Origin of the sequence: Cupriavidus pauculus (assembly GCF_002858765.1) — a bacterium.
Taxonomy (GTDB): Bacteria; Pseudomonadota; Gammaproteobacteria; order Burkholderiales; family Burkholderiaceae; genus Cupriavidus; species Cupriavidus pauculus_B.
In genome coordinates this window covers 85,724-108,234 of sequence record NZ_PJRP01000018.1, presented here as the reverse complement: position 1 = coordinate 108,234, position 22,511 = coordinate 85,724, and the positions used below count along the sequence as shown (strand labels likewise).

Below are 22,511 nucleotides of genomic sequence, written 5' to 3'. Positions count from 1 at the left end.
GTCGAACAAATCGCCAACCGCGGCGATCACGCCAGCCGGAAGGCCGACACCAGGCCCGTCAGGCGCTGCGCCTGGTCTTCGAGCGACCCGGCTGCGGCGGCGGCTTCCTCCACCAGCGCCGCGTTCTGCTGCGTCATGCCGTCCATATGCGAGACCGCCACGTTCACCTGCTCGATGCCGCGCGACTGCTCGTCTGACGCCGCGCTGATACCGCCGACGATATCGCTCACGCGGCGCACCGCGTTGACGATGTCCTGCATGGCACGCTCCGCATCGTCCACCAGCGACGTGCCTTCGCGCACATTCGCCACCGAGGCGCCGATCAGCCCGCGAATTTCCTTCGACGCCGCCGCGCAGCGCTGCGACAAATCGCGCACATCGCCGGCCACCACCGCGAAGCCGCGCCCGTGCTCGCCGGCCCGCGCGGCTTCCACGGCCGCATTCAGCGCCAGGATATTGGTCTGGAAGGCGATCTTCTCGATCACCCCGATGATGTCCACCACCTTGTTGGCGCCGGTGTCGATCTGCTGCATCGTGCTTTGCACGCGCGACACGGCCTCGCTGCCGGTTTCGGCCAGCCGGCGCGCGTCCACGGCCAGCGTGCTGGCTTCGCGGGCGCTATCCGCGTTATGGCGCACGGTGCTGGTCAGTTCCTCCATGCTCGAAGCGGTCTCCTCAAGCGAGGCGGCCTGCTGCTCGGTACGCTGCGACAGGTCGGCGTTGCCGCTGGCAATCTGCTGGCTGGCCGCCGCGATCGAGTCGGCGCCGCTGCGCACCTCGCCCACCATCCCTGCCAGGCGCCCCTGCATGCGGCCCAGCATGCCGAGCATGCGGCTGGTTTCGCTCCTTGCGTGCTCGTCGGCCACTGCATCGCCATCGCGCATCGCCGACATGCTCAGGTCGCCGTCGGCCATGCGCGCGAAGCGGGCAATGGCGTAGTCGAGCGGATTGACGATCGACGCACGCAGGCGCCAGGCCACCACGGTGCTGAACACCAGGCCAAGCACCAGCACGGCGATGGAAATGGTCAGCAGCCGGTCGTAGCGATGTTGCGAATTTTCGTAGACGGCCTTGGCGCTTTCCACCTGCAGGCGCCCCAGTTCCGTATTGACGGCGGTGAACTGGATATCGAGTTTAGGAATGGTCTCCATGACCGCCTTCATCATCGCGTCGCGATTGCCCGCGTTGAGGGCCGCGATCATCGGCGTCACGCCGTCCTGGAACAGCGCGCGGCGTTTTTCGGACACATCCTCGGTGGCGCGCGTCTGTTCGTCGGTTCGCGGAATGGCCAGATACGACTGCCATGCGGCGTCGGACTGTCGCGCGAAGTCCTGCGCCGTGGCAGCGCGGGCCCTGGCATCGGCGGCTTCGGTGGCAAAGGCGGCCTGGTCCAGCAGCACACGCACCAGCAACTGATTCGAGCGGGCTTCGGCCAGATGGGTGGCGGCCGACAATTGCTGCTGGTAGATCTGGCGCGTGGCGTCGTTACTACGCGACATGCCGATCCAACCAACGACACCGACAATCAACAGCAACAAGTTTGTGACAATCGTCAGAAGCCACAAGCGGGCTCCAATCGTAGTGTTGCGAAACATGGGGCAGGTCTCTCCGTGACGTGAAATCGGCCACTCCTCCATGGCCGTCGCCCCAATGACGGCATTGGCGTGGACCGACTTGATTGCGTCCCAGTGATAGTCAGTCCTTCATTTTTGTGATGCACGGCAAGACGTTAAGCGCGCGCCACTTGACGGGCGTATGGAGGAAATCCTCAGTGCGAATCTGGCGGAAATATGCACACTTGCGCCATGACATCCCCCATGACATCTGGCGCCCCCGCCGCTGAGGGTTTCGACCCCGGCCTGATCCTGATGGCCTTCGCACCCATCTTCGTGCTGACGATCGGGTGGGAGGCCTGGTACTGGTCGAAGCGCGACCGCTCGATCTACAGCTGGCGCGACACCTTGTCGAATGCCACGTTGGCGCTGATGCACCAGGCATCGGACGCCTTCTTTCTCTGGCTGATGATCCGCACGGTCTACACGTGGTGCTACGCGCACGGCCTGCGCGCCGTGCCGGAAACGTGGTGGTCGTTTGCGCTGCTGTTGCTGCTGCAAGACTTTCTGTATTACTGGTTCCACCGCGCCAGCCATCGGGTGCGATGGATGTGGGCGTCGCACGTGGCCCATCACTCGTCGGAGGGCATGAACTTCTCGACGGCGTTCCGGCAGAGCCTCACCTACCCGATCTCGGGCATGTGGGTCTTCTGGATTCCGCTGGCCTTTATCGGATTTTCGCCAGACTGGGTGATCCTGGCCGTCGGCCTGAACCTGGCGTTCCAGTTCTTCGTCCATACGCGGCTGGGGCGACGATGGCCGATCATTGAAAAGGTCGTCAATACGCCAAGCGTCCACCGCGTGCATCACGCCAGGAACCCGCAATACATCGACCGCAACTACGCCGGCGTGCTGACCATCTGGGACCGCATGTTCGGCACCTTCGTACCCGAGCAGGAGGCGCCGCAGTACGGCATCACGCGGCAGGTTCGCACCCACAATCCGCTGACGCTGACGTTCCACGAGTGGCGCGACATGTTTGCCGACGTATGGGGCGAACGCGATCTGCGCTACTTGTGGAAACCGCCGGAGTGGCGGGGTGAACTTGCAGCCGCGCCAGATCTGGACACGGCCGCCCTCTCCCCCGACCCCTCTTCCGCAAACGCAAGAGGGGAGCCAACCCGCAGCCCATAAAAAAAACCGCGCCACCAGGGCGCGGTTTTCGTTTCCGTCCAGCCAGCAGGCCGGATGCCGGAAATCAGCTCGCGTCGCGCGAAGCACGCTTGCGCTCGTGCTCCTTCAGGTGACGCTTGCGCAGACGGATGCTCTTCGGCGTGATTTCCACCAGTTCGTCGTCAGCGATGAATTCCACCGCGTATTCCAGCGACATCTGGATCGGCGGCACCAGGCGCACCGCTTCGTCGGTACCCGACGCGCGCACGTTGGTCAGCTGCTTGCCCTTGATCGGGTTCACGACCAGGTCGTTGTCGCGGCTGTGGATACCGATGATCATGCCTTCGTACAGCGCATCGCCCGGCTTCACGAACATGCGGCCGCGATCCTGCAGTTTCCACAGGGCGTAGGCCACGGCGTCGCCGTCGTCCTGCGAGATCAGCACGCCGTTGTGGCGCTCACCCAGGCCGCCTTCGCGCACCGGCGCGTAGTCGTCGAAGATGTGGCTGATCAGGCCCGTACCACGGGTCAGCGTCAGGAATTCGCCCTGGAAGCCGATCAGGCCACGCGCCGGAATGCGGTATTCCAGACGGGTACGGCCCTTGCCGTCCGATGCCATGTCGAGCAGTTCGCCCTTGCGGCGGCCCAGTTCTTCCATGACCGAACCCTGGTGGCCGTCTTCGACGTCCACGGTCAGCAGTTCGTACGGCTCGTTCCGAACGCCGTCGATGTCCTTGAACACCACGCGCGGACGCGACACGGCCAGCTCGTAGCCTTCGCGGCGCATGTTTTCCAGCAGAATCGTCAGGTGCAGTTCGCCACGGCCCGACACTTCAAAGATCGTGTCGTCGCCGGTTTCGGCCACGCGCAGCGCCACGTTCGACTTCAGTTCGCGGTCCAGGCGCTCGCGCAGCTGGCGGCTGGTGACGAACTTGCCTTCACGGCCGGCCAGCGGCGACGTGTTGACGCAGAAGTTCATCGTCAGCGTCGGCTCGTCCACCTTCAGCATCGGCAGCGCGTCCTGGGCTTCCGGGGCGCACACGGTGCAGCCGATGCCCAGTTCCTCGATACCGTTGATCAGCACGATGTCGCCGGCTTCCGCCTCGGCCACCATTTCGCGCTCCAGGCCGCTGAACTTCAGCACCTGGTTGATACGGCCCTTGATCGGGTTGCCTTCCGGACCGAACTTGACCACCACGTCCTGCAGCGGCTTGGCGCGGCCACGCGAGATACGGCCCACGCCGATCTTGCCGACGTAGCTCGAGTAGTCCAGCGAGATGATCTGCATCTGCAGCGGACCGTTCGGGTCGTCGTTACGCACCGGCACCTTGTTCAGCACGGTCTCGAACAGCGGCTTCATGTCGCCGTCGCGCACGTCTTCGGTCAGACCGGCATAGCCGTTCAGGCCCGAGGCGTAGATCACGGTGAAGTCCAGCTGATCGTCGTTGGCACCCAGCTTGTCGAACAGGTCGAACGTCTGGTTGATCACCCAGTCCGGACGGGCGCCCGGGCGGTCGACCTTGTTGATCACGACGATCGGCTTCAGGCCAAGGGCCAGTGCCTTGCGCGTCACGAAACGCGTTTGCGGCATCGGGCCTTCCACGGCGTCCACCAGCAGCAGCACGCCGTCGACCATCGACAGCACGCGCTCCACTTCACCGCCGAAGTCGGCGTGGCCCGGGGTATCAACAATGTTGATGTGCGTGCCGTTGTACTCGACGGCACAGTTTTTCGCGAGGATGGTAATCCCGCGTTCCTTTTCCAGGTCATTCGAGTCCATCACCCGTTCGGCGATTTGCTGGTTATCGCGGAAGGTGCCTGCCTGGCGCAGGAGTTGGTCGACCAGAGTGGTCTTGCCATGATCGACGTGAGCGATGATGGCGATATTACGGATGGCGCGGGTCATTCGGCGTCCCCTGAAGGCGGAGCTATCGGAAAAAATTAACCCGACATTCTAGCATGTTGCAGCGCAGAACACTCTATCGCTGTTCAGCATAGATCAAGACGCGCCATTGCGTTTTCCGCAATAACGAATTTCGGTACTTGAACATCACTTGGCACATGCTTATATTTGCCCAAGCAAAGATTGCAGTGACAAGAGATGACGTCTACAGCACCCCTCGATTTATCCGACCAAGACCCGTTCGATCCGGCCGATTATGAAATCGGCAAGAGCGTGGGTTACCTGCTCGCGCGCGCCAAGAATACGATGTCGCAAGGCGTGGAGCAGGAAGTCAGCGGCCTGGACATGACACACGCCCAGGCCAGTTGCCTGATGATGCTGGCCAAGGGCGAGGCCACCACGGTGACCGACCTGGCCCGCAACCTGAACACCGATGCCGGATCGGTCACACGCCTGCTGAGCCGCATGGAAAAGCGCGGCCTGATCGCGCGCACGCGCCGCGACGACGACCGCCGCGTGGTGGACCTGTCGATCACCCCGGCCGGCAACGCGATGGTCGAGAAGCTGCCGGCCGTGTTCTGCAACGTCATGCGCCGCTATTTCGAGGGCTTCAGCCATGACGAGATCGAGGTGCTGCGCGACATGCTGCTGCGGATCATCGCCAACAACCGCGGCCCCGACCCGGCGGGCTGCCCCTTCGAGCGCAACACAGGATAGGCGAGCCATCCACGATACCGAAGAAGAACTCCAAATCGTCAGATACGCCATTCCTGAAATCGCCAGACAGCGTCACAGTTCACACCCTATGACCACCGCTCACACTCTTTCCCACCGTGCCGGACGCGCGGGCCAGCTTCGCCGGACGGGCACGCTTGCGCTGACCGTGCTGGCGGCTGCCGTGCTGGCCGGATGCGCCGCGCTGGGCAATTCGCACAGCACGCAGGCCATGACCGATGCCAGCACGCTGGCGTCGCCGCAAACCTTCACCAGCGAACATGGCCAGTGGCCGTCGCAGGACTGGGTCGACCAGTTCCACGATCCGCAGCTGCGTGCGCTGGTCGACGAGGCCATCCAGGGCAACCCGAACCTGCAGGTGGCCTTTGGCCGCCTGGAAGCCTCGCGCGCCATGGCGGACGCCACGCGCGCCGCGCTCTACCCCGGCGTGGACTTTGAAGGCAGCCTGGTGCGCCAGCGTTTCTCGGAGACCGACCTGTTCACGGGCACGCCGCTGGCCGGATCGTGGCAGAACCAGTCGCGCCTGCAACTGGGCCTGTCCTGGGACCTCGATTTCTGGGGCAAGAACCGCGACGCGCTGGAAGCCGCGCTGTCCGACGATCGCGCGATGGAAGCCGAGACCCAGGCCGCGCGTCTGATGCTGACCACGTCGGTGGCCCGCGGCTACAACCGCCTGGCCGCGCTGTACGCGCAGCGCGACGTGGCCGAGCGCGCCATCGCCCAGCGCCGCGACCTGACAGACCTGTCGCGCCAGCGCCTGGCCGCCGGACTCGACACCCAGGTGGAAACCACCCAGGCGCGCGGCACCGTGGCCGCCGCCCAGACCGACCTGCAGCGCGTGGACGAGGAAATTGCCCTGGCGCGCAACCAGATCGCCGCGCTGCTGGGCAAGGGCCCCGACCGCGGCCTGCAGATCGCCAAGCCCACGCTGCTGGCCAACGCCACGCCGCAACTGCCCGACGACCTGACCATCGGCCTGATTGGCCGTCGTCCGGACATCGTGGCCGCGCGCTGGCGCGTGGAGGCTTCGTCCAAGGACATCACCGTGGCGAAGAAGGAATTCCTGCCCGATGTGAAGCTCACCGCCTTTGCCGGCGTGGCCTCGCTCGATCCGTCGAACCTGCTGATGAGCATGAGCCGCACGTTCGGCGTGGGGCCGTCGGTGACGCTGCCGATCTTCCAGGGCGGCCGCCTGCGCGCCAACCTGAAGGGCAAGTACGCGCAGTACGACATCGCGGCGGCCAGCTACAACCAGACGCTGGTCGACGCGCTGCGCGAGACCGCCGACACCGTGACCAGCATCCGCAGCGTCGACCAGCAGATCCAGACGCAGCGCGAGGCGCTGGACCTGGCCGAGCACGCCTACGCGCTGTCCACCACGCGCTACAAGGCAGGCCTGGGCACGCAGCTGACGGTGCTCAACGCCGAAAGCAACGTATTGCAGCAGCGCCGGCTGGCCACCGACCTGCAGGCGCGCCGGCTGGACCTGCAGATGAGCCTGATGAAGGCGCTGGGCGGCGGCTACCAGGAAGCCGAAGGCGCCAGCCATGGCGAATCCGGCAAGCCCGCAGGCACGGCCCAGGCAACGCAAGGCTGATGGCACTGGCTGACGGAAGCGGCCGGAACAAGACACGACGACACATCGCAGAGATTCGAGAGATCCAATCATGAGCACCAACCAGCAAGCAGCCCCCGCGGGCGACAACAACGGCAAGCGCAAGCGCCTGCTCGTTTCCCTGACCGCCGCGGTCGTGGTGGCCGGCATCGGCTACGGCCTGTACTGGGGCCTTTACGCCCGTCATTTCGAGAACACCGACGATGCCTATGTCGCCGGCAACGTCGTGCAGGTCACACCGCTGGTGGGTGGCACGGTGGTGTCGATTGCCGCCGACGATACGCAACTGGTGACCGCCGGCCAGCCGCTGATCCAGCTGGATCGCGCCGACACCCAGGTGGCGATGGAGCAGGCCGAAGCCCAGCTGGCCCAGGCCGTGCGCGAAGTGCGCACGCTGTACGTGAACAATGGCTCGCTGTCCGCCCAGGTGGCGCTGCGCGACGCCGATGTGGCCAAGGCCCGCGACGACCTGCGCCGCCGCCAGGCCATTGCCGGCTCGGGCGCCGTGTCGAGCGAGGAAATCGCCCACGCCCAGACCGCGCTGAAGGCCGCCGAATCGGCCCTGGTTGCCGCCCGCGAACAACTGGCATCGAACCAGGTGCTGACCGACCAGACGACGGTGGAAAAGCACCCGAACGTGCAGCGCGCCGCCGCCAACCTGCGCTCGGCCTATCTGGCGTTCGCACGCTCGACGATGCCGGCGCCCGTGACGGGCTACGTGGCCAAGCGCTCGGTCCAGGTGGGCCAGCGCGTGGCGGCCGGCACGCCGCTGATGGCCGTGGTGCCGCTGGATCAGGTCTGGGTCGACGCCAACTTCAAGGAAGTGCAGATCACGCATATGCGGATCGGCCAGCCGGTTGAGCTGGAAGCCGACCTTTATGGCTCGAAGGTCAAGTACACGGGCCATGTGGAAGGCTTCTCGGCCGGCACCGGCGCCGCGTTCTCGCTGCTGCCGGCGCAGAACGCCACCGGCAACTGGATCAAGGTGGTGCAGCGCCTGCCGGTGCGGATCGCCCTGGACCCGCAGCAACTGAAGGACCACCCGCTGCGCGTGGGCCTGTCGATGAACGTCACGGTCGACGTGCGCAAGGAAGAAGGCGCGTCGCTGGTCAACGCCAAGTCGGCCAAGCCGCTGCAGACCGATGTCTACGACAAGGTGGCGGAAGACGCCGATGCGCTGATCGCCCGCATCATCGCGGTCAACAACGGCGGCCGCGCGCCGGCTCCGGGTGCGGCGGGTGCTGCAAGCGCGGCCAGCGCGGCGGCTGCACGTGCGGCGGCCAAGCCCGCCCGTACCTGATCGATCCGATCCGACCTGTCTGACTGGCTGACTGGCTGACTGCCCATGGCAAATTCCACCACCGCAACGCCGGACGCCGGCGCGGCACCGGCCCCGAAGCCGGCGCCCGCCCGCCCCGCCGCGCATCCGCCGCTCACGGGCGGCAAGCTGATCCTGGGCACCATCGCGCTGTCGCTGGCCACGTTCATGAACGTGCTCGATTCGTCGATCGCCAACGTGTCGATCCCGGCCATCTCGGGCGACCTTGGTGTGTCGCCGAACCAGGGCACCTGGGTCATCACGTCGTTTGCCGTCGCCAACGCCATCTCGGTGCCGCTCACCGGCTGGCTGACCACGCGCTTTGGCGCGGTGCGGCTGTTCGTGCTGTCGATCCTGCTGTTCGTGGTGTCGTCGTGGCTGTGCGGCGTGGCGCCCAACCTGGAAACGCTGCTGGCCGCCCGCGTGCTGCAAGGGGCCGTGGCCGGCCCGATGATTCCGCTGTCGCAGGCGCTGCTGCTGGCCAGCTATCCACCCGCCAAGAGTTCGATGGCCCTGGCGCTATGGGGCATGACCACGCTGGTGGCGCCCATCATGGGGCCGCTGCTGGGCGGCTGGATCTCCGACAACATGACCTGGCCGTGGATCTTCTACATCAACGTGCCGATCGGGATCGTGACGGCCTGGGTCACCTGGTCGATCTACCGCGAGCGTGAAACGCCCACCAAGATGCTGCCGATCGACCGCATCGGGCTGGCACTGCTGGTGATCTGGGTCGGCTCGATGCAGCTGATGCTGGACAAGGGCAAGGAACTCGACTGGTTCCATTCGGGCGTGATCGTGGCGTTGGGCGTGACCGCCGTGGTCGGCTTCCTGTTTTTCCTGTGCTGGGAGCTTTACGAGAAGCATCCGATCGTCGACATCCACCTGTTCAAGGGCCGCAACTTCGCGGCTGGGGTGGTGGCGATCTCGGTAGCCTACGGCCTGTTCTTCGGCAACCTCGTGATCCTGCCGCTGTGGCTGCAGACCATCGTCGGCTACACCGCCACCGATGCCGGCCTGGTGACAGCGCCCGTGGGCATCTTCGCCATCATCCTGTCACCGATCATCGGCCGCGTGCTGCCGAAGGTCGACGCGCGCTGGGTGGCTACCACGGCGTTCATCACCTTTGGCGCGGTCAGCTTCATGCGGGCCGGGTTCACCACGGGCGTGGACACCCGCGCGCTGGTGATTCCCACGCTGATCCAGGGCGCGGCGATGGCGATGTTCTTCATCCCGCTGACGTCGATCATCCTGTCGGGCCAGCCGCCCGAGAAGATCCCTGCAGCCTCGGGCCTGTCGAACTTCGTGCGGATCACGTTCGGTGCGATCGGGGCGTCGATTTCGACCACGGTCTGGGAAAACCGCTCGGCGCTGCATCACGCGCAGCTGGTGGAGCAGATCAACCCGTACAACCCGGCGTACCAGGCGCAGCTCGACCACCTGATGAGCTTGGGCATGTCCAAGATGCAGGCCATCGGGCTGATCGAGCGGAACATCTCGTTGCAGGCGTCGATGCTGGGCGCCAACGACATCTTCTGGATCTCGGGCGTGCTGTTCATCGCGCTGATCGTCTTTGTCTGGCTGACCAAGCGCGCCAAAGGCGGCGGTGCCGCCGACGCGGCCGGCGCACACTGACCGTCCGGCACCCGGCATGAAAAAAGGGCATCGATTCAGATCGATGCCCTTTCTCTTTGGCCCCTGCCGCTGGGGAGGTGGCTTGAGCGCCGCCCAAAAACTCAGAGTTTTACGAGCCGCTCCGGCCGCAAGGCCCCTTCCCTCATTCGCGCCACGCCAAGCAGCCGGCCATCGTCGCCATAGACGCGGCCCAGGGCGCCCTCTTCCGGTACCTGGCCCTCGGACAGATCGCGGCGCGCAATACGCTGGCCCTGCACGAAGCGGGCGGCCGAAGCCGCATCCAGATGCACGGGCGTGCAGCGCTGCAACAACGCGTCCACCGGCGCCAGCAGCGCGGGCCGGACGTCGTCGGCATGCGCGTCGATCTGCTCCAGCGTCACGGCCCCGTCCAACGTCAGGTCGCCCACGCCAGTGCGCCGCAGCCCCGTCAGATGGGCGCCGCAGCCCAGCGCCTCGCCGATATCTTCGGCCAGCGTACGGATATACGTGCCCTTGCTGCACGTCACACGCATCGTAAAACGGCTATTTTCCAGATCGACATCGAGCAGCGTGATCGCGTGGATGGTCACCTGGCGCGCCGCGCGCTCCACGGTCTGCCCCGCCCGCGCATATTCGTAGAGCGGCTTGCCGTCCTTCTTCAGCGCCGAGTACATCGGCGGCACCTGTTCGATATCGCCCGTGAAACGCACGATCGCCGCATCCAGTGCCGCACGGTCGCAGGTTACCGGACGTTCGCTGACGATTTCGCCCTCCGCATCCCCGGTGGTCGTGGTGGCGCCCAGGCGCACCACGGCTTCGTAGGTCTTGTCGGCTTCGAGCAGATCCTGCGAGAACTTGGTGGCCTCGCCAAAGCACAGCGGCAACAGGCCGGTGGCCAGCGGATCGAGCGTACCGGTATGGCCGGCCTTGTTCGCGCGCAGCAGGCGCTTGGCGCGCACCAGCGCATCGTTGGACGACAGGCCCAGCGGCTTGTCTAGCAGCAGCACGCCATGCACGTCACGGCGCGGCAGCCGGGGCGGACGGTTGGCTTGGGAATCGGTCATTGCGGGGGAAGAGGTTTGCGGCGCCGGCCCGGAGGCCGGCTCGCGAGAAAACGGCAAGACGCCGATGCCTTATTCGTCGCCCTTGGCGCGCGTCGAATTGGCTTCGTTGATCAGCTTCGACATCTCGATCGCATGCTCCACCGACGTATCGTGGTGGAAGTGCAGCGTCGGCACGGTATGGATGTGCAGGCGCTTGAACAGCAGCGAATGCAGGTAGCCCGCCTTTTCCTTGAGGATGCCGGCCGCCACCTCGGGCTCGGCGCCGAGCACCGTGAAATAGACCTTGGCGTGCGCGTAGTCGGGCGTCAGCGACACCGACTGCAGCGTAACCAGCCCCAGGCGCGGATCGCGGAGCTCGCGCTGGATCATCTCGGCCAGTTCCTTCTGGATCTGGTCGGACAGGCGCAAATTACGGGAAGAGATATTGCCTTTCTTGGCCATGCAAAACTTTTTGCTTTACCGATGATGTGAAAACGGCAGGCCGGAGCCTGCCGTTCTTGCGTATCGCCTTACAGCGTACGCGCCACCTCGGTGATTTCGTACACCTCGAGCTGGTCGCCTTCTTGAACATCGTTGAAGTTCTTGATCGACAGACCGCACTCGAAGCCCTGCTTCACTTCCTTGACGTCGTCCTTGAAACGCTTGAGCGAGTCGAGTTCGCCAGAGTGGATGACCACGTTGTTGCGCAGCACGCGCACCATCGAGTTCCGCTTGACGAGGCCGTCGGTGACCATACAGCCAGCCACCGCACCCACCTTCGGCACGCGGAAGACCTGGCGGACTTCCACCTGACCGATCGTGGTCTCGCGCTTCTCCGGCGCCAGCATGCCCGACATGGCCGCCTTGATCTCGTCCACAGCATCGTAAATGATGTTGTAGTAGCGGATGTCGATGCCGTTGTGCTCGGCCAGCTTGCGCGCACCGGAGTCGGCACGCACGTTGAAGCCGATGATCACAGCCTTCGAGGCCGTGGCCAGGTTGACGTCCGACTCGGAGATGCCACCCACGCCACCGTGCACGATCTGCACGCGCACTTCGGCGGTCGACAGCTTCTGCAGCGACTGCACCAGTGCTTCCTGCGAACCTTGCACGTCGGCCTTCACGATCAGCGGCAGCGTCTGGACTTCGCCCTCGGTCATCTGCTCGAGCATCGTTTCCAGCTTGGCCGCCTGCTGCTTGGCCAGCTTCACGTCGCGGAACTTGCCCTGACGGAACAGTGCGATTTCACGCGCCTTGCGCTCGTCCGGCAGCACCAGCACTTCTTCACCAGCGGCGGGCACTTCCGACAGACCCTGGATTTCCACCGGGATCGACGGACCAGCTTCCTTGGCCGGCTTGCCATTTTCGTCCAGCATGGCGCGCACGCGGCCATAGGCACTGCCTGCCAGCACGACATCGCCGCGCTTGAGCGTACCGCTGCTCACCAGGATGGTCGCGATCGGGCCCTTGCCCTTGTCGAGCTGGGCTTCCACGACCAGGCCCTTGGCCGGCGCGTCCACCGGAGCACGCAGCTCCAGCACTTCAGCCTGCAGCAGCACGTTCTCGAGCAGATCGTCGATGCCCTGACCGCTCTTGGCCGACACCGGCACGAACGGCGATTCGCCACCGTACTCTTCCGGCAAGACCTGCTCGGCCACCAGTTCCTGCTTGACGCGGTCCGGGTTGGCTTCGGGCTTGTCCACCTTGGTAATGGCCACCACGATCGGCACACCGGCAGCCTTGGCGTGCGCAATCGCTTCCTTGGTCTGCGGCATCACGCCGTCGTCGGCCGCCACCACCAGGATGACGATGTCGGTAGCCTTGGCACCACGGGCACGCATGGCCGTGAAGGCCTCGTGACCCGGGGTATCCAGGAACGTGATCACGCCACGGTCGGTTTCGACGTGGTACGCGCCAATGTGCTGCGTAATGCCACCGGCTTCGCCCGCGGCAACCTTCGTGCGGCGGATGTAATCCAGCAGCGAGGTCTTGCCGTGGTCGACGTGACCCATCACGGTCACCACCGGCGGACGCGGCAGCTGTTCGGCATCGGTGTGCTCTTCGCCTTCCGTCACCAGCAGCAGCGCTTCCGGATCGTCCAGCTTGGCGGCGTACGCCTTGTGGCCCATTTCTTCCACCACGATCATGGCGGTTTCCTGGTCCAGCACCTGGTTGATCGTCACCATCTGGCCGAGCTTCATCATCTGCTTGATGACCTCGGATGCCTTGACAGCCATCTTGTGAGCCAGATCGGCCACGGAGACGGTCTCGGGCACGTGCACTTCGCGCACCACCGGTTCGGTCGGCGCCTGGAAGTTGCTGCGGCCGTCGTCACCATGCTGCTTGCCGCCACGGCCACGCGAGCCACTGCGCCAGCCGCCGGTACCGCCCGACGAATCGCCGCGCGTCTTCAGGCCACCGCCCTTGCCCTTGCCACGGCTATCGTCCTGCCAGTTGCCGGTCTTGCCCTTGCCACCCTTCTTGTCAGCGGTGGCAGTGGTCGTCGTGGCAGCCGGCGCGGCGGCCGTCTTCTTCTCGTCCTTCTTGACTTCGGTGCCAGCCGGCTTCACCGGCTTGTGCAGCGTGCCGGTCTGCTCGGCCTTCTTTTCCTCGGCCTTGCGCTCCGACGGCGCCTTCAGCACGCGGGGCGGCGCATTCAGCATCTGCTGGATGGCACGAGCCTCGGCTTCGGCGGCTTCCCGGCGGCGGCGGGCGGCGGCGTCCTGCTCGGCACGAGCCTTGTCGGCAGCAGCCTTGGCGCTGTCCTGCTCGGCGCGGGCCTTGTCGGCGGCAGCCTTGGCGTCGTCGGCGTTCTTCTGCGCCTGGGCGCGTTCGGTAGCCAGACGTGCCTTGTCTTCTTCAGCCTTCTTGCGCGCGGTTTCCTCGGCGGCGTCGGAGGCTGCCAGGGCGGCAGCGGCTTCCTCGGCAGCCTTCTGGGCCAGCAGTTCGGCCTGGCGGCGCTGCTCGGCCTCCAGGGCTTCCTGCTTGGCGCGGCGCTCGGATTCCTCGCGCTCGGCCGCCTCGCGGGCTGCCTGGGCCTCGGCTTCCTGACGTGCCAGCGCCTCGGTCTGCTCGCGGCGTTGTTCCTCGTCGCGACGCGCCTGCTCGGCTGCCGCTTCGGCTGCCTGGTCGTCGGCACCGTCGTCGTGCGATTCGGCTTCGTCGCGCTTGATCAGCACGCGCTTCTTGCGCACCTCGACCTGCACCGTGCGGGTCTTGCCGGTGGAGTCGGATTGACGGATTTCGGACGTTTCGCGCTTGGTCAACGTAATTTTCTTGCGTGCGCTGTCATCAGCCTGACCGTGCGACCGCTTCAGGTAATCCAGCAGTCGGGTCTTGTCCGATTCGTTAACGATGTCTTCAGGCGTCGCCTTGCCCACCCCAGCTGCCTGCAATTGTTCCAGCAGTGCAGCAGGGCTGCGGCTCAGTTCTGCGGCCAGTTGGGCAACTGTTGTGCTTGCCATTCAAACCCTTTCAATGCTCGGTTTCTACGTCGGGACAATTCGTGTGCGGAAAGCGCGTCCGGGCGTCAAACCCGGACGTGTCCCTCAGTTAAACCAATGTTCCCGTGCTTTCATGATCAGCGCCTTGGCTTCATCCTCGCCAACGCCGGCCATTTCGACCAGCTCGTCCACGGCCAGTTCGGCCAGGTCGTCACGCGTGTGGATGTTGCCTTCGGCCAATTTGCCGATCAGCTCGGGGGTCAGGCCGTCGAGCGAACGCAGATCCTGCGACACCTCTTCCACCTTTTCTTCCCGGGCCAGTTCCATCGTCAGCAGCGCATCGCGGGCGCGGTTGCGCAGCTCGTTGACGGTGTCCTCGTCGAAGGCCTCGATTTCCATCATTTCACTGATGGGCACGTAGGCCACTTCTTCCAGCGTGGAGAAGCCTTCCTCGATCAGGATGTCCGCCACTTCCTCGTCCACGTCCAGCTTGGCCATGAACAACTTGCGCACCACTTCGCTTTCCTCGGCCTGCTTCTGCGCCGATTCTTCCTGCGTCATGATGTTGATCTGCCAGCCGGTCAGTTCCGACGCCAGGCGCACATTCTGACCACTACGGCCGATGGAGACAGCGAGGTTTTCCTCGTCGACCACCACGTCCATGCTGTGTTTCTCTTCGTCGACCACGATCGACTGCACCTGTGCCGGTGCCAGCGCGCCAATCACGAACTGCGCCGGGTCTTCCGACCACAGTACGATGTCTACGGCCTCGCCGCCAATCTCGTTACGCACTGCCGTGACGCGCGTGCCACGCACGCCCACGCAGGTGCCGATCGGATCGATGCGCTTGTCATGCGCCACCACGGCGATCTTGGCGCGCACGCCCGGATCGCGGGCGGCCGCCTTGATTTCCAGCAGCCCCTCTTCCATCTCGGGCACTTCGTTCTCGAAGAGCTTGATCAGGAACTCGGGCGCGGTACGCGACAGTTCGATCTGCGGGCCACGCGCGGCGCGGTCCACATTCAGGATGTACGCGCGCACACGGTCGCCGGTGCGCAGGTTTTCCTTCGGAATGATCTGGTCGCGGGCCAGCAGCGCTTCCACCCGGCCCGATTCAACGATCAGGCCCTTCTTGTCGGCGCGCTTGACCGTACCGGTCATGATCTTCTCACCGCGATCCAGATAGTCGTTCAGGATCTGCTCGCGCTCGGCGTCACGGATACGCTGCAGGATCACCTGCTTGGCGGCCTGCGCGCCGATGCGGCCGAACTCCACCGATTCGATCTGCTCTTCGATGAAATCATCCAGCTGGATATCGGCGCTCTGCTCGCGGGCCTCGAACAGCAGAATTTCCTTGTCCGGTTCCTGCAGGCCCTGTTCGTCGGGGACGACAAGCCAGCGGCGGAACGTTTCGTGCTCTCCGGATTCACGGTCGATATGAACGCGGATATCCACGTCTTCCTCGAAACGCTTCTTGGTCGCGGAGGCCAGCGCGGCCTCCAGCGCACCGTAGACCACATCCTTGTCGACGTTCTTCTCGCGCGCTAGCGCATCGACGAGCAACAGAACTTCGCGGCTCATTGCTTGTTCCCTTTTCTTTGATTTCCCTTGAAGTCGATCACAGGCACCAGACGGGCCTTGTCGACATCGGATATGGCGAATTCCAGCAGTGCCGGGCCATCCTTGCCCTCGAATTCCAGGCCGACCTTCTCGGCTCCGGCCTCGCCTGCGGGTTCACGCAGGATGCCGACGAAATTCTTCTGGCCGTTGACCGGCAGGCGCAGCGTGACTCTGGCTTCCTCACCGGCGAAGCGGGCAAAGTCGGCCAACTTCTTGAGCGGACGGTCCAGGCCGGGCGACGACACTTCGAGGCGCTCGTAGTCGACGTTCTCGACCATCAGCACGTGCGTAAGCTGTCGGCTGACCTTCTCGCAATCCTCAATGACGATGCCGGTTTCAGGCTGATCGATATAGACACGCAGAAGTCCGGCCGGGGCACGCTCAAGCTCAACCAACTCGTAGCCCATGCCGTTAAGGGTGGTTTCGATCAAATCTGCCAGATGCACTGTATTCCCAAGTAGTGACTCTCAATACCTTGGCAGACATCGGACAACACAACGTTCTGAAATCGAGGTTCCGAAACGGCCTGTAAGCCCTGCCTGCCTATCATCCTCATGAAACCGGGTGCGCCGTGTGACGCAATCCGGCCGCAAGCACAAATGGGCGAACCAAAAAAAAATGGGCGCAATGCCCATCATTCGCCCATCCTCGCGAGGATGATACTTTTGAATAGACTTTGATTATACGCGGATAATGTCTAAAAGGCAAAAGCCAACTGGACTCCGCGCCAGAACAGGCCGATCACCGGACTTTTCCGGCTTCGGCCCCTTCCGTATCAGCGTTGGCCGCCCCGACCACCGCCGCGTGGCCGGCGATTGCCGCCGCCACCGCCAGCACCGCCACCCGCGCCGCCCTTGGCGGCCTTCGGCATCACATTGCCGTTGACATCGCCGCCACCACCGCGACGCTGGCGATTACCGCCGGCGTTTCCAGCAATCCCGGCATTGCCGAGATTGCCACCCGCGCCACCACGACCACCACGGCCGCCACCGGCACCCTTGCCGCCAGCCGCGCCACGCATGCCGCCTGCGCCGCGCATACCGCCGGCACCGCCCATGCCACCGCCGAATTTCGTCGTATGCGATGTCAGCGGTGCTGGGCCTGACGGGATGTAACCCATCGACGTCTGCATCGGGTCGGGCTGACCGCGGCCGGCGTTGTTGCCACCGCCACCGCGAACGCCACTGGCTTTTTCAAAGCGCGGCAGACCGTCCATGCCCGTGTGCATCGGCATGCCCGCAATGGCGGCTTCGGTGCGCGCCTTGCGGCCGCCCACCTTGGTCACGCCCTTGCCGCCGCCCTGTTCGCTTTTGGCCGGCGCCTTCAGGCCGATATTGGCCATCAGGTTGCGCACGTCCGCGCCTTCCAGCTCTTGCCAGCGACCGCGCTTGAGACCACGCGGCAGCAGGAACTGGCCGTAGCGAGTACGGATCAGGCGCGACACGGTCAGCCCGACGGCCTCGAACATCCGTCGCACTTCGCGGTTCCGGCCTTCTGTCAGCGCCACGTGATACCACTGGTTCACACCCTCGCCACCGCCATCGGCGATGCGCAGGAAGTTGGCCTCGCCATCGTCAAGCTGGATGCCGTGCAACAGGGCCTGGCGATCGGCTTCCGCCAGTTCGCCCAGCGTACGCACCGCATACTCACGCTCCACGCCATAGCGCGGGTGCATGAAACGGTTGGCGATATCACCAGACGTGGTGAAGATCAGCAGGCCTTCGGTGTTGAAGTCCAGGCGACCCACCGCCACCCACTTCCCGTTCTTGATGCGCGGCAGGCTGTCGAACACGGTCGGACGGCCTTCCGGATCCGACTGGCTGACGATCTCGCCGGACGGCTTGTGATACAGCAGCACGCGCGGCGGCTTGGTCGATACCTTGCGGTGGATCAGCTTGCCGTTCACGCGGACCTGGTCGGTCGGCAGGATACGCTGGCCAATGTGCGCAGGCAGGCCGTTGACGGACACCCGGCCCTGCAGGATCAGCTCTTCCATCTCGCGGCGCGAGCCCAGACCACCTTCGGCCAGCACCTTGTGCAGCTTCGGCGCATCGTCATCCGATGTCAGTTCGCGCACCGGCTTGGCCTTGGTGCGCGGCACGATCGTGTCTTCCTCATCGAACTGCTCGGAGATCACGAAGCGGAACAGGTCCTCGGCACCGCCGGCGGCCTTGGGCGCGGCACTCTTGCCGCCCTGCCGCCCTGACGCTGTTCGCCACGGACGCCCTGCTGCTGTTCGCCGCGGGCGCCCTGCTTGCCAGCACCCGCCTGATTCTTGCGCTGTCCATTGCGATTGCGCTTGCCCACCTGCTCAGCCGCCGGCTTGTTGTCGCCGTCGACCAGCGCCGCCTTGCGCTGCGGTTGCTGGCGGCGCTTGCGCTGGCCGGGCTGGGCCTGGGCGTCTCCGCCCTCGGCCTGCCGTGCCTCGGGAGCGCCCGCATCAGCGGCAGGCGCCGGCTTGCGGCGGCCACGGCCACGCGGTGCGGCCGGCTGGGCGCTATCGCCAGCCTCGGCCTGCGCCGGGGCATCGCCATCCGCACGGCCTCCATCCCGATCCTGCGCGGACTGGCGGCGCGAAGCCACCAGATTGCGCAAACCGCGGCGGAGCCCCTTGCGGCGCGGCGCGCCGTCGGCGTCATTTCCCGTATCGGGGGCGCCGGTGTCACCCGGCACGTCCGGCTGGCGGACGTCTTGCTCAGCGGAATCAGACAAAGTACTCACTATCGATGTTGCATGTTGTTCAGTTGGACACCCGCTCGTCGTCATCCTCGGTCGGGAACGGCGTATCGCCATCCCGGGCCGCAGGCTCGGCGGGCGCTGCTTCGAGCGCCCCGGTGTCCATGTGGAAGCCGTTGGCATAAGCCACCGGCGCGTCGTCCAGCCCGTCATCTTCAGGCGTCCGGGCGGCGCTGATATCGTCTTCGGAGGCGTCGCCGTCGGCGACTTCCTCGCTCAGGGCGACATGCCCTGCGTCATGCGGCACAGATTCGGCATCAGCGCGCTCTTCTGGCTCTGCACCTGCCGCTACACCTTCGCCGGCCTCGGCCGGCTCGGGCATATCTGCCGCTTCGCTGGCCACGACAAACTCTGCTGGCTCGGCAGACTCAACCGGGCCGGTTGCCTGCGCAGGCTCGGCAACCTCGCCCTGTCCGACAGCCTCGGCTGTAACGCCCGCAGCCGATTCGGCAAACGCCTCTTCATCGCCAGCCGGCGGGTTGGCCGTAGCTATTTCTTCAAAATCGATGGCCTGCTGCTCCAGCAGCGCCGCCTGCGCCTGCGCCTGGGCATCTTCCAGCGGCGGAAGTTCGTCCAGCGAACGCAGGCCAAGATCATCCAGGAACGCCTTGGTCGTCGCATACAACGCCGGGCGCCCCGGCACATCGCGATGGCCAATAACTTCGATCCAGCTGCGATCCTCGAGTTTCTTCACCACCTCCGTGCTGACCGTCACGCCCCGGATTTCCTCGATATCGCCACGGGTGACAGGCTGGCGATACGCGATGATCGCCAGGGTTTCCATGACGGCACGCGAGTACTTGGGCGGCTTTTCGGGATTCAGCCGATCGAGGAATTCCCGCATCTCGGGGCGGCTCTGGAAGCGCCAGCCACTGGCCAGCGCCACGAGTTCAACCCCGCGCGGCTGCCAGTCCTGCCGCAGTTCCTCGAGCAGCACCCGGATCGTGTCGGCACCGACGTCGTCGGCAAACAACCGTCGCAGATCGCCAACGCGCAGCGGTTCCTGCGCACAGATCAGCGCGGTCTCGAGGACGATCTTCGCCTCTTGGGTATTCATGTGATTGCGTGCAGCCTGTCTTTGCACCTGTTCCCGGACGAATCCCGGAGCACTGGAGATTGCAGATACAGCGAGGCCGAAGCCACCGCCATTTCATCGCGCAGCCAGCTCGCCTGCCAATTGCAGCGCAGCCGTGCGCACCTCGTTCTTTTGCATCGAATTGCCGGGTCGATCCGGCAGGAGATCGTCCGGCGCTGGCCAGTATCACCAGTCAACGGACCTCTTGCGTCGCGCCTTCTCCCTTCGGGGCGGACATTCGCCTGGGCCACCAGATGGCCAAGACGGCAAGAAACAAAACGGTATCGGCTCAGGCAACCCCGCCCTGACCGGCGCCATCTTCCCAACCGCAGCCGGTCTTTTAACCAGATCTTTTGAACCGGATGGACTGTGGAGACGTTTTCGACGCACCAGGGTGGCCGAAAACCCTGGGCACGCTCCCCAGATCAGGGATGCGGCCCCAGCGACGCCCCGAGCATGGTGCGGCGCGATACCGTGGTTCTGGCGATTGTATGGCATTCCCGGCCCCGCCCGCAACCCGCCGCTGTGGCCGATTCAGAACACCACGCAAAACCCGTGGTGGGCCAAGGTATCCGGAAGCCATATCGACCGCGCCACGCCCAACACACCAAAACCGATTACCACGAGCCCCGACACGACGCGCACCGCCGGCTTGCGGGAAAGTTGCCGCAGATATCCGGAAAGCCCCGATATCACCAGCAGGTTGGGCAGCGTACCCAGGCCAAACGCACCCATGACCAGCGCGCCCGACGCGGCATTGCCCGCCAGCAGCGCCAGAGCGAGTGCGCCATAGACCATCCCGCACGGCACCAGCCCCCAGGCCAGACCCATGCCATAGCGGCGCAGCAACGGCGTCGCGCGCGACTTGCCGCGCAGCGGCATCGGCAGTCGCTCGGTCATGGCACGCGCACGCTGTACCACATGCACCGCGGCCATCGACGCCACGCGTTCGATCCAGTCGGAACGCATGGCGCGTCCACGCAACAGCCACACGCCGGTGGCCACAAGCATGATGCTGCCCGCTGCATAAAGCCATCGCTGCAATGGCAGATAGTCCTGCCGCCAAACCGTCGCGCCCACCGCGCCCATCACTGCACCAAGCAGCATGTACGTCGTGATGCGGCCCGCGTGCATGACGCACAGCGCGGTCCACCATTGCCGTGCGGAACGGTGTATGACAATTGCCACATCCTTGGGCTGTTTCTGCTCCGCAGCAATAGCAATTCCTCCACACATGGCAGCGCAATGCATACCACCGAGCAAGGCCATCAGAAAAACGCTTAAAAGCACACCAAATGGCAACTGTTCCTCGCTTCTGCGTCACATGACGCTGTAAAATGCCTGCATCGCGCCCTCGCTGCAAGCGCATTCATAACGAGCACTTCAATTGTTGACTTCCATTCCCGTCACCGAGATGTCGCCCCGTTGTTCCACGTGTTCCATGGGCCAGCTTTGCCTGCCCGTGGGCATGTCGCAACAAGACCTGGCGAAGATGGACACGCTCGTGCAGGAACGCGTGCGTGTTCACAAGGGCGAAACGCTTTACCGCATGGGCGAACCGCTCAACGCGGTCTACGCCATTCGCTTCGGCACACTGAAGACGCACGTCACAATGGAAGACGGGCGCACCCAGATCACCGGCTTTCATCTGCCCGGCGAAGTCATCGGCCTCGATGGCCTCAGCGAGATGCAGCACGCGTCCGACGCGACCGCGCTGGAAGACGCTGAAGTTTGCGTCGTACGCTACGACGACCTGCAATCGTTGTCGAGCACGCTGCCCTCCCTGCAAGGCCAGTTCCTGCGCCTGATGAGCAAGGAAATCTCGCAGGACCAGGTCATGCTGATCACGCTCGGATCGATGCGCGCCGAAGAGCGCCTGGCTGCGTTCCTCGTCAACATGTCCGAGCGTCTGTCCGCACGCGGCTACTCGTCCACCGAGTTCGTGCTGCGCATGAGCCGCGAGGAAATCGGCAGCTACCTGGGCCTGAAACTCGAGACCGTCAGCCGCCTGTTCTCGCGCTTTGCCGAAGCAGGCCTGATCCAGATTCGTCAGCGACATGTGAAGCTCGTCGATATGGCAGGTATCAAGCAGGTGTACAGCCGGTCCTGCTGAAGCAGGATCGCACCGAACCTCACGACAAAGGCCGCGCCGGAGTATTCCGGCGCGGCCTTTTTGTTTGCATGGCCCGCTCTGCATTGCCTATTCAAGTTCATCGGTGTCGCTGAGCTTCACCGGCATCGTGTACAGCGTAAGCCCGCTGGACAGCGCGCAAAACAGCCACGCCACCAGGAAGCCAACGGTGTAGATCGCCTGCCGCGACGCCTCTACCGGATGTCCGAAGAAGTTCAGGTCTCCCGGATCCACCACCGAGAACACCACCGCCGTAGCCGCACCGCCCATCAGAAACGCCGGCCATAGCACCCACATCAGCCAGCGCAGTCTCATGGGCGCCTCGCGGTCGGTTCAGCGCGATCGGCGCCGGTCTTCTCGACCACCAATCCGTGGCGCGTGGCATCGCTTACCGGCACATCGGCATGGGTGTTCGCCAGCCAGATCGTGATACCGCAACCGATCATCGCCAGCAGCGGACCACTCATCAAAATCCAGGGCCATGGTTCCCTGTACCAGGGCTTTGCGGGGTGTTGGGTCATTGCGCTCTCCTATTGGCATCCGTCCCGATTC

17 protein-coding genes and 1 pseudogene are annotated in these 22,511 nt (G+C 64.8%); 6 read left to right on the top strand and 12 right to left on the bottom strand.

Annotated features, from left to right (window positions below):
- Positions 1-26 precede the first annotated feature (26 nt).
- Positions 27-1,595, bottom strand: a complete 1,569-nt coding sequence (locus tag CYJ10_RS27770; RefSeq protein ID WP_101684656.1) for a methyl-accepting chemotaxis protein — start codon at positions 1,593-1,595, stop codon at positions 27-29.
- A 222-nt stretch (positions 1,596-1,817) separates the two neighbouring features.
- Here CYJ10_RS27770 and CYJ10_RS27765 point away from each other — a divergent pair, with 222 nt between their 5' ends.
- Positions 1,818-2,747: a sterol desaturase family protein gene (locus CYJ10_RS27765; RefSeq protein ID WP_101684655.1), complete on the top strand. Its 930-nt coding sequence runs from the start codon at positions 1,818-1,820 to the stop codon at positions 2,745-2,747.
- A 64-nt stretch (positions 2,748-2,811) separates the two neighbouring features.
- Here CYJ10_RS27765 and typA read toward each other — a convergent pair whose 3' ends face one another.
- Positions 2,812-4,632: a translational GTPase TypA gene (gene typA, locus CYJ10_RS27760; protein WP_101684654.1), complete on the bottom strand. Its 1,821-nt coding sequence runs from the start codon at positions 4,630-4,632 to the stop codon at positions 2,812-2,814.
- A 195-nt stretch (positions 4,633-4,827) separates the two neighbouring features.
- Here typA and CYJ10_RS27755 point away from each other — a divergent pair, with 195 nt between their 5' ends.
- The 4 genes from CYJ10_RS27755 to CYJ10_RS27740 all read left to right on the top strand — a co-directional run bounded on the left by CYJ10_RS27755 (position 4,828) and on the right by CYJ10_RS27740 (position 9,932).
- The gene (locus tag CYJ10_RS27755) at positions 4,828-5,346 is read left to right on the top strand and encodes a MarR family winged helix-turn-helix transcriptional regulator (protein ID WP_101684653.1); all 519 of its coding nucleotides are present in this window, start codon (positions 4,828-4,830) and stop codon (positions 5,344-5,346) included.
- A gap of 88 nt (positions 5,347-5,434) precedes the next feature.
- On the top strand, positions 5,435-6,961 hold the full coding sequence (locus CYJ10_RS27750; RefSeq protein WP_101684652.1) for an AdeC/AdeK/OprM family multidrug efflux complex outer membrane factor: 1,527 nt from the start codon (positions 5,435-5,437) through the stop codon (positions 6,959-6,961).
- A 70-nt stretch (positions 6,962-7,031) separates the two neighbouring features.
- Positions 7,032-8,279 (top strand): HlyD family secretion protein, encoded by a 1,248-nt coding sequence (locus CYJ10_RS27745; protein ID WP_101684651.1) that lies wholly within the window; start codon positions 7,032-7,034, stop codon positions 8,277-8,279.
- A 45-nt stretch (positions 8,280-8,324) separates the two neighbouring features.
- A complete protein-coding gene (locus CYJ10_RS27740; protein WP_101684650.1) occupies positions 8,325-9,932 on the top strand; it encodes a DHA2 family efflux MFS transporter permease subunit in 1,608 nt (535 codons plus the stop codon).
- A gap of 101 nt (positions 9,933-10,033) precedes the next feature.
- On the opposite strand, the gene truB is transcribed toward CYJ10_RS27740, so the two are convergent.
- From truB to CYJ10_RS27700, 8 genes and pseudogenes are all read right to left on the bottom strand, one after another.
- The gene (gene truB, locus CYJ10_RS27735) at positions 10,034-10,975 is read right to left on the bottom strand and encodes a tRNA pseudouridine(55) synthase TruB (protein ID WP_101684649.1); all 942 of its coding nucleotides are present in this window, start codon (positions 10,973-10,975) and stop codon (positions 10,034-10,036) included.
- 69 nt (positions 10,976-11,044) lie between these two features.
- Positions 11,045-11,416: a 30S ribosome-binding factor RbfA gene (rbfA, locus tag CYJ10_RS27730; protein WP_101684648.1), complete on the bottom strand. Its 372-nt coding sequence runs from the start codon at positions 11,414-11,416 to the stop codon at positions 11,045-11,047.
- Between the two features lie 68 nt (positions 11,417-11,484).
- Positions 11,485-14,418, bottom strand: coding sequence for a translation initiation factor IF-2 (infB, locus tag CYJ10_RS27725; RefSeq protein ID WP_101684647.1), 2,934 nt, complete (start codon positions 14,416-14,418; stop codon positions 11,485-11,487).
- Between the two features lie 84 nt (positions 14,419-14,502).
- Positions 14,503-15,978 carry a transcription termination factor NusA gene (gene nusA, locus CYJ10_RS27720; RefSeq protein WP_101684646.1) on the bottom strand — a complete coding sequence of 492 codons (1,476 nt, stop codon included), beginning with the start codon at positions 15,976-15,978 and terminating at the stop codon, positions 14,503-14,505.
- Complete coding sequence (gene rimP, locus CYJ10_RS27715) at positions 15,975-16,463, bottom strand: ribosome maturation factor RimP (RefSeq protein ID WP_101684645.1); 489 nt, start codon at positions 16,461-16,463, stop codon at positions 15,975-15,977. The genes nusA and rimP overlap by 4 nt, the downstream gene beginning before the upstream one ends.
- 329 nt (positions 16,464-16,792) lie before the next feature.
- A pseudogene (rluB, locus tag CYJ10_RS27710) lies at positions 16,793-18,783 on the bottom strand (23S rRNA pseudouridine(2605) synthase RluB).
- Positions 18,758-19,810 carry an SMC-Scp complex subunit ScpB gene (scpB, locus tag CYJ10_RS27705; protein WP_101684644.1) on the bottom strand — a complete coding sequence of 351 codons (1,053 nt, stop codon included), beginning with the start codon at positions 19,808-19,810 and terminating at the stop codon, positions 18,758-18,760. The pseudogene rluB and the gene scpB overlap by 26 nt, the downstream one beginning before the upstream one ends.
- A 552-nt stretch (positions 19,811-20,362) precedes the next feature.
- Positions 20,363-21,130 (bottom strand): sulfite exporter TauE/SafE family protein, encoded by a 768-nt coding sequence (locus CYJ10_RS27700; protein WP_101684643.1) that lies wholly within the window; start codon positions 21,128-21,130, stop codon positions 20,363-20,365.
- A gap of 85 nt (positions 21,131-21,215) precedes the next feature.
- Between CYJ10_RS27700 and fnr the strand changes: the two genes are divergently transcribed.
- The gene (gene fnr, locus CYJ10_RS27695) at positions 21,216-21,941 is read left to right on the top strand and encodes a fumarate/nitrate reduction transcriptional regulator Fnr (RefSeq protein ID WP_101684642.1); all 726 of its coding nucleotides are present in this window, start codon (positions 21,216-21,218) and stop codon (positions 21,939-21,941) included.
- Positions 21,942-22,028: 87 nt separating this feature from the next.
- Here fnr and CYJ10_RS27690 read toward each other — a convergent pair whose 3' ends face one another.
- A complete protein-coding gene (locus tag CYJ10_RS27690; RefSeq protein ID WP_066733653.1) occupies positions 22,029-22,274 on the bottom strand; it encodes a hypothetical protein in 246 nt (81 codons plus the stop codon).
- Positions 22,271-22,480, bottom strand: a complete 210-nt coding sequence (locus CYJ10_RS27685; RefSeq protein WP_101684641.1) for a hypothetical protein — start codon at positions 22,478-22,480, stop codon at positions 22,271-22,273. Before CYJ10_RS27685 ends, CYJ10_RS27690 begins: the two co-directional genes overlap by 4 nt.
- Positions 22,481-22,511: the final 31 nt, after the last annotated feature.

What these genes read in the sequence shown, in the direction of transcription:
- CYJ10_RS27770 (WP_101684656.1), bottom strand. Translation starts at nt 1,595, where the DNA reads ATGTTTCGCAACACTACGATTGGAGCCCGCTTGTGGCTTCTGACGATT.
- typA (WP_101684654.1), bottom strand. Translation starts at nt 4,632, where the DNA reads ATGACCCGCGCCATCCGTAATATCGCCATCATCGCTCACGTCGATCAT.
- CYJ10_RS27685 (WP_101684641.1), bottom strand. Translation starts at nt 22,480, where the DNA reads ATGACCCAACACCCCGCAAAGCCCTGGTACAGGGAACCATGGCCCTGG.
- rbfA (WP_101684648.1), bottom strand. Translation starts at nt 11,416, where the DNA reads ATGGCCAAGAAAGGCAATATCTCTTCCCGTAATTTGCGCCTGTCCGAC.
- CYJ10_RS27745 (WP_101684651.1), top strand. Translation starts at nt 7,032, where the DNA reads ATGAGCACCAACCAGCAAGCAGCCCCCGCGGGCGACAACAACGGCAAG.
- CYJ10_RS27740 (WP_101684650.1), top strand. Translation starts at nt 8,325, where the DNA reads ATGGCAAATTCCACCACCGCAACGCCGGACGCCGGCGCGGCACCGGCC.
- infB (WP_101684647.1), bottom strand. Translation starts at nt 14,418, where the DNA reads ATGGCAAGCACAACAGTTGCCCAACTGGCCGCAGAACTGAGCCGCAGC.
- truB (WP_101684649.1), bottom strand. Translation starts at nt 10,975, where the DNA reads ATGACCGATTCCCAAGCCAACCGTCCGCCCCGGCTGCCGCGCCGTGAC.
- CYJ10_RS27765 (WP_101684655.1), top strand. Translation starts at nt 1,818, where the DNA reads ATGACATCTGGCGCCCCCGCCGCTGAGGGTTTCGACCCCGGCCTGATC.
- CYJ10_RS27755 (WP_101684653.1), top strand. Translation starts at nt 4,828, where the DNA reads ATGACGTCTACAGCACCCCTCGATTTATCCGACCAAGACCCGTTCGAT.
- scpB (WP_101684644.1), bottom strand. Translation starts at nt 19,810, where the DNA reads ATGAATACCCAAGAGGCGAAGATCGTCCTCGAGACCGCGCTGATCTGT.
- CYJ10_RS27690 (WP_066733653.1), bottom strand. Translation starts at nt 22,274, where the DNA reads ATGAGACTGCGCTGGCTGATGTGGGTGCTATGGCCGGCGTTTCTGATG.
- nusA (WP_101684646.1), bottom strand. Translation starts at nt 15,978, where the DNA reads ATGAGCCGCGAAGTTCTGTTGCTCGTCGATGCGCTAGCGCGCGAGAAG.
- CYJ10_RS27750 (WP_101684652.1), top strand. Translation starts at nt 5,435, where the DNA reads ATGACCACCGCTCACACTCTTTCCCACCGTGCCGGACGCGCGGGCCAG.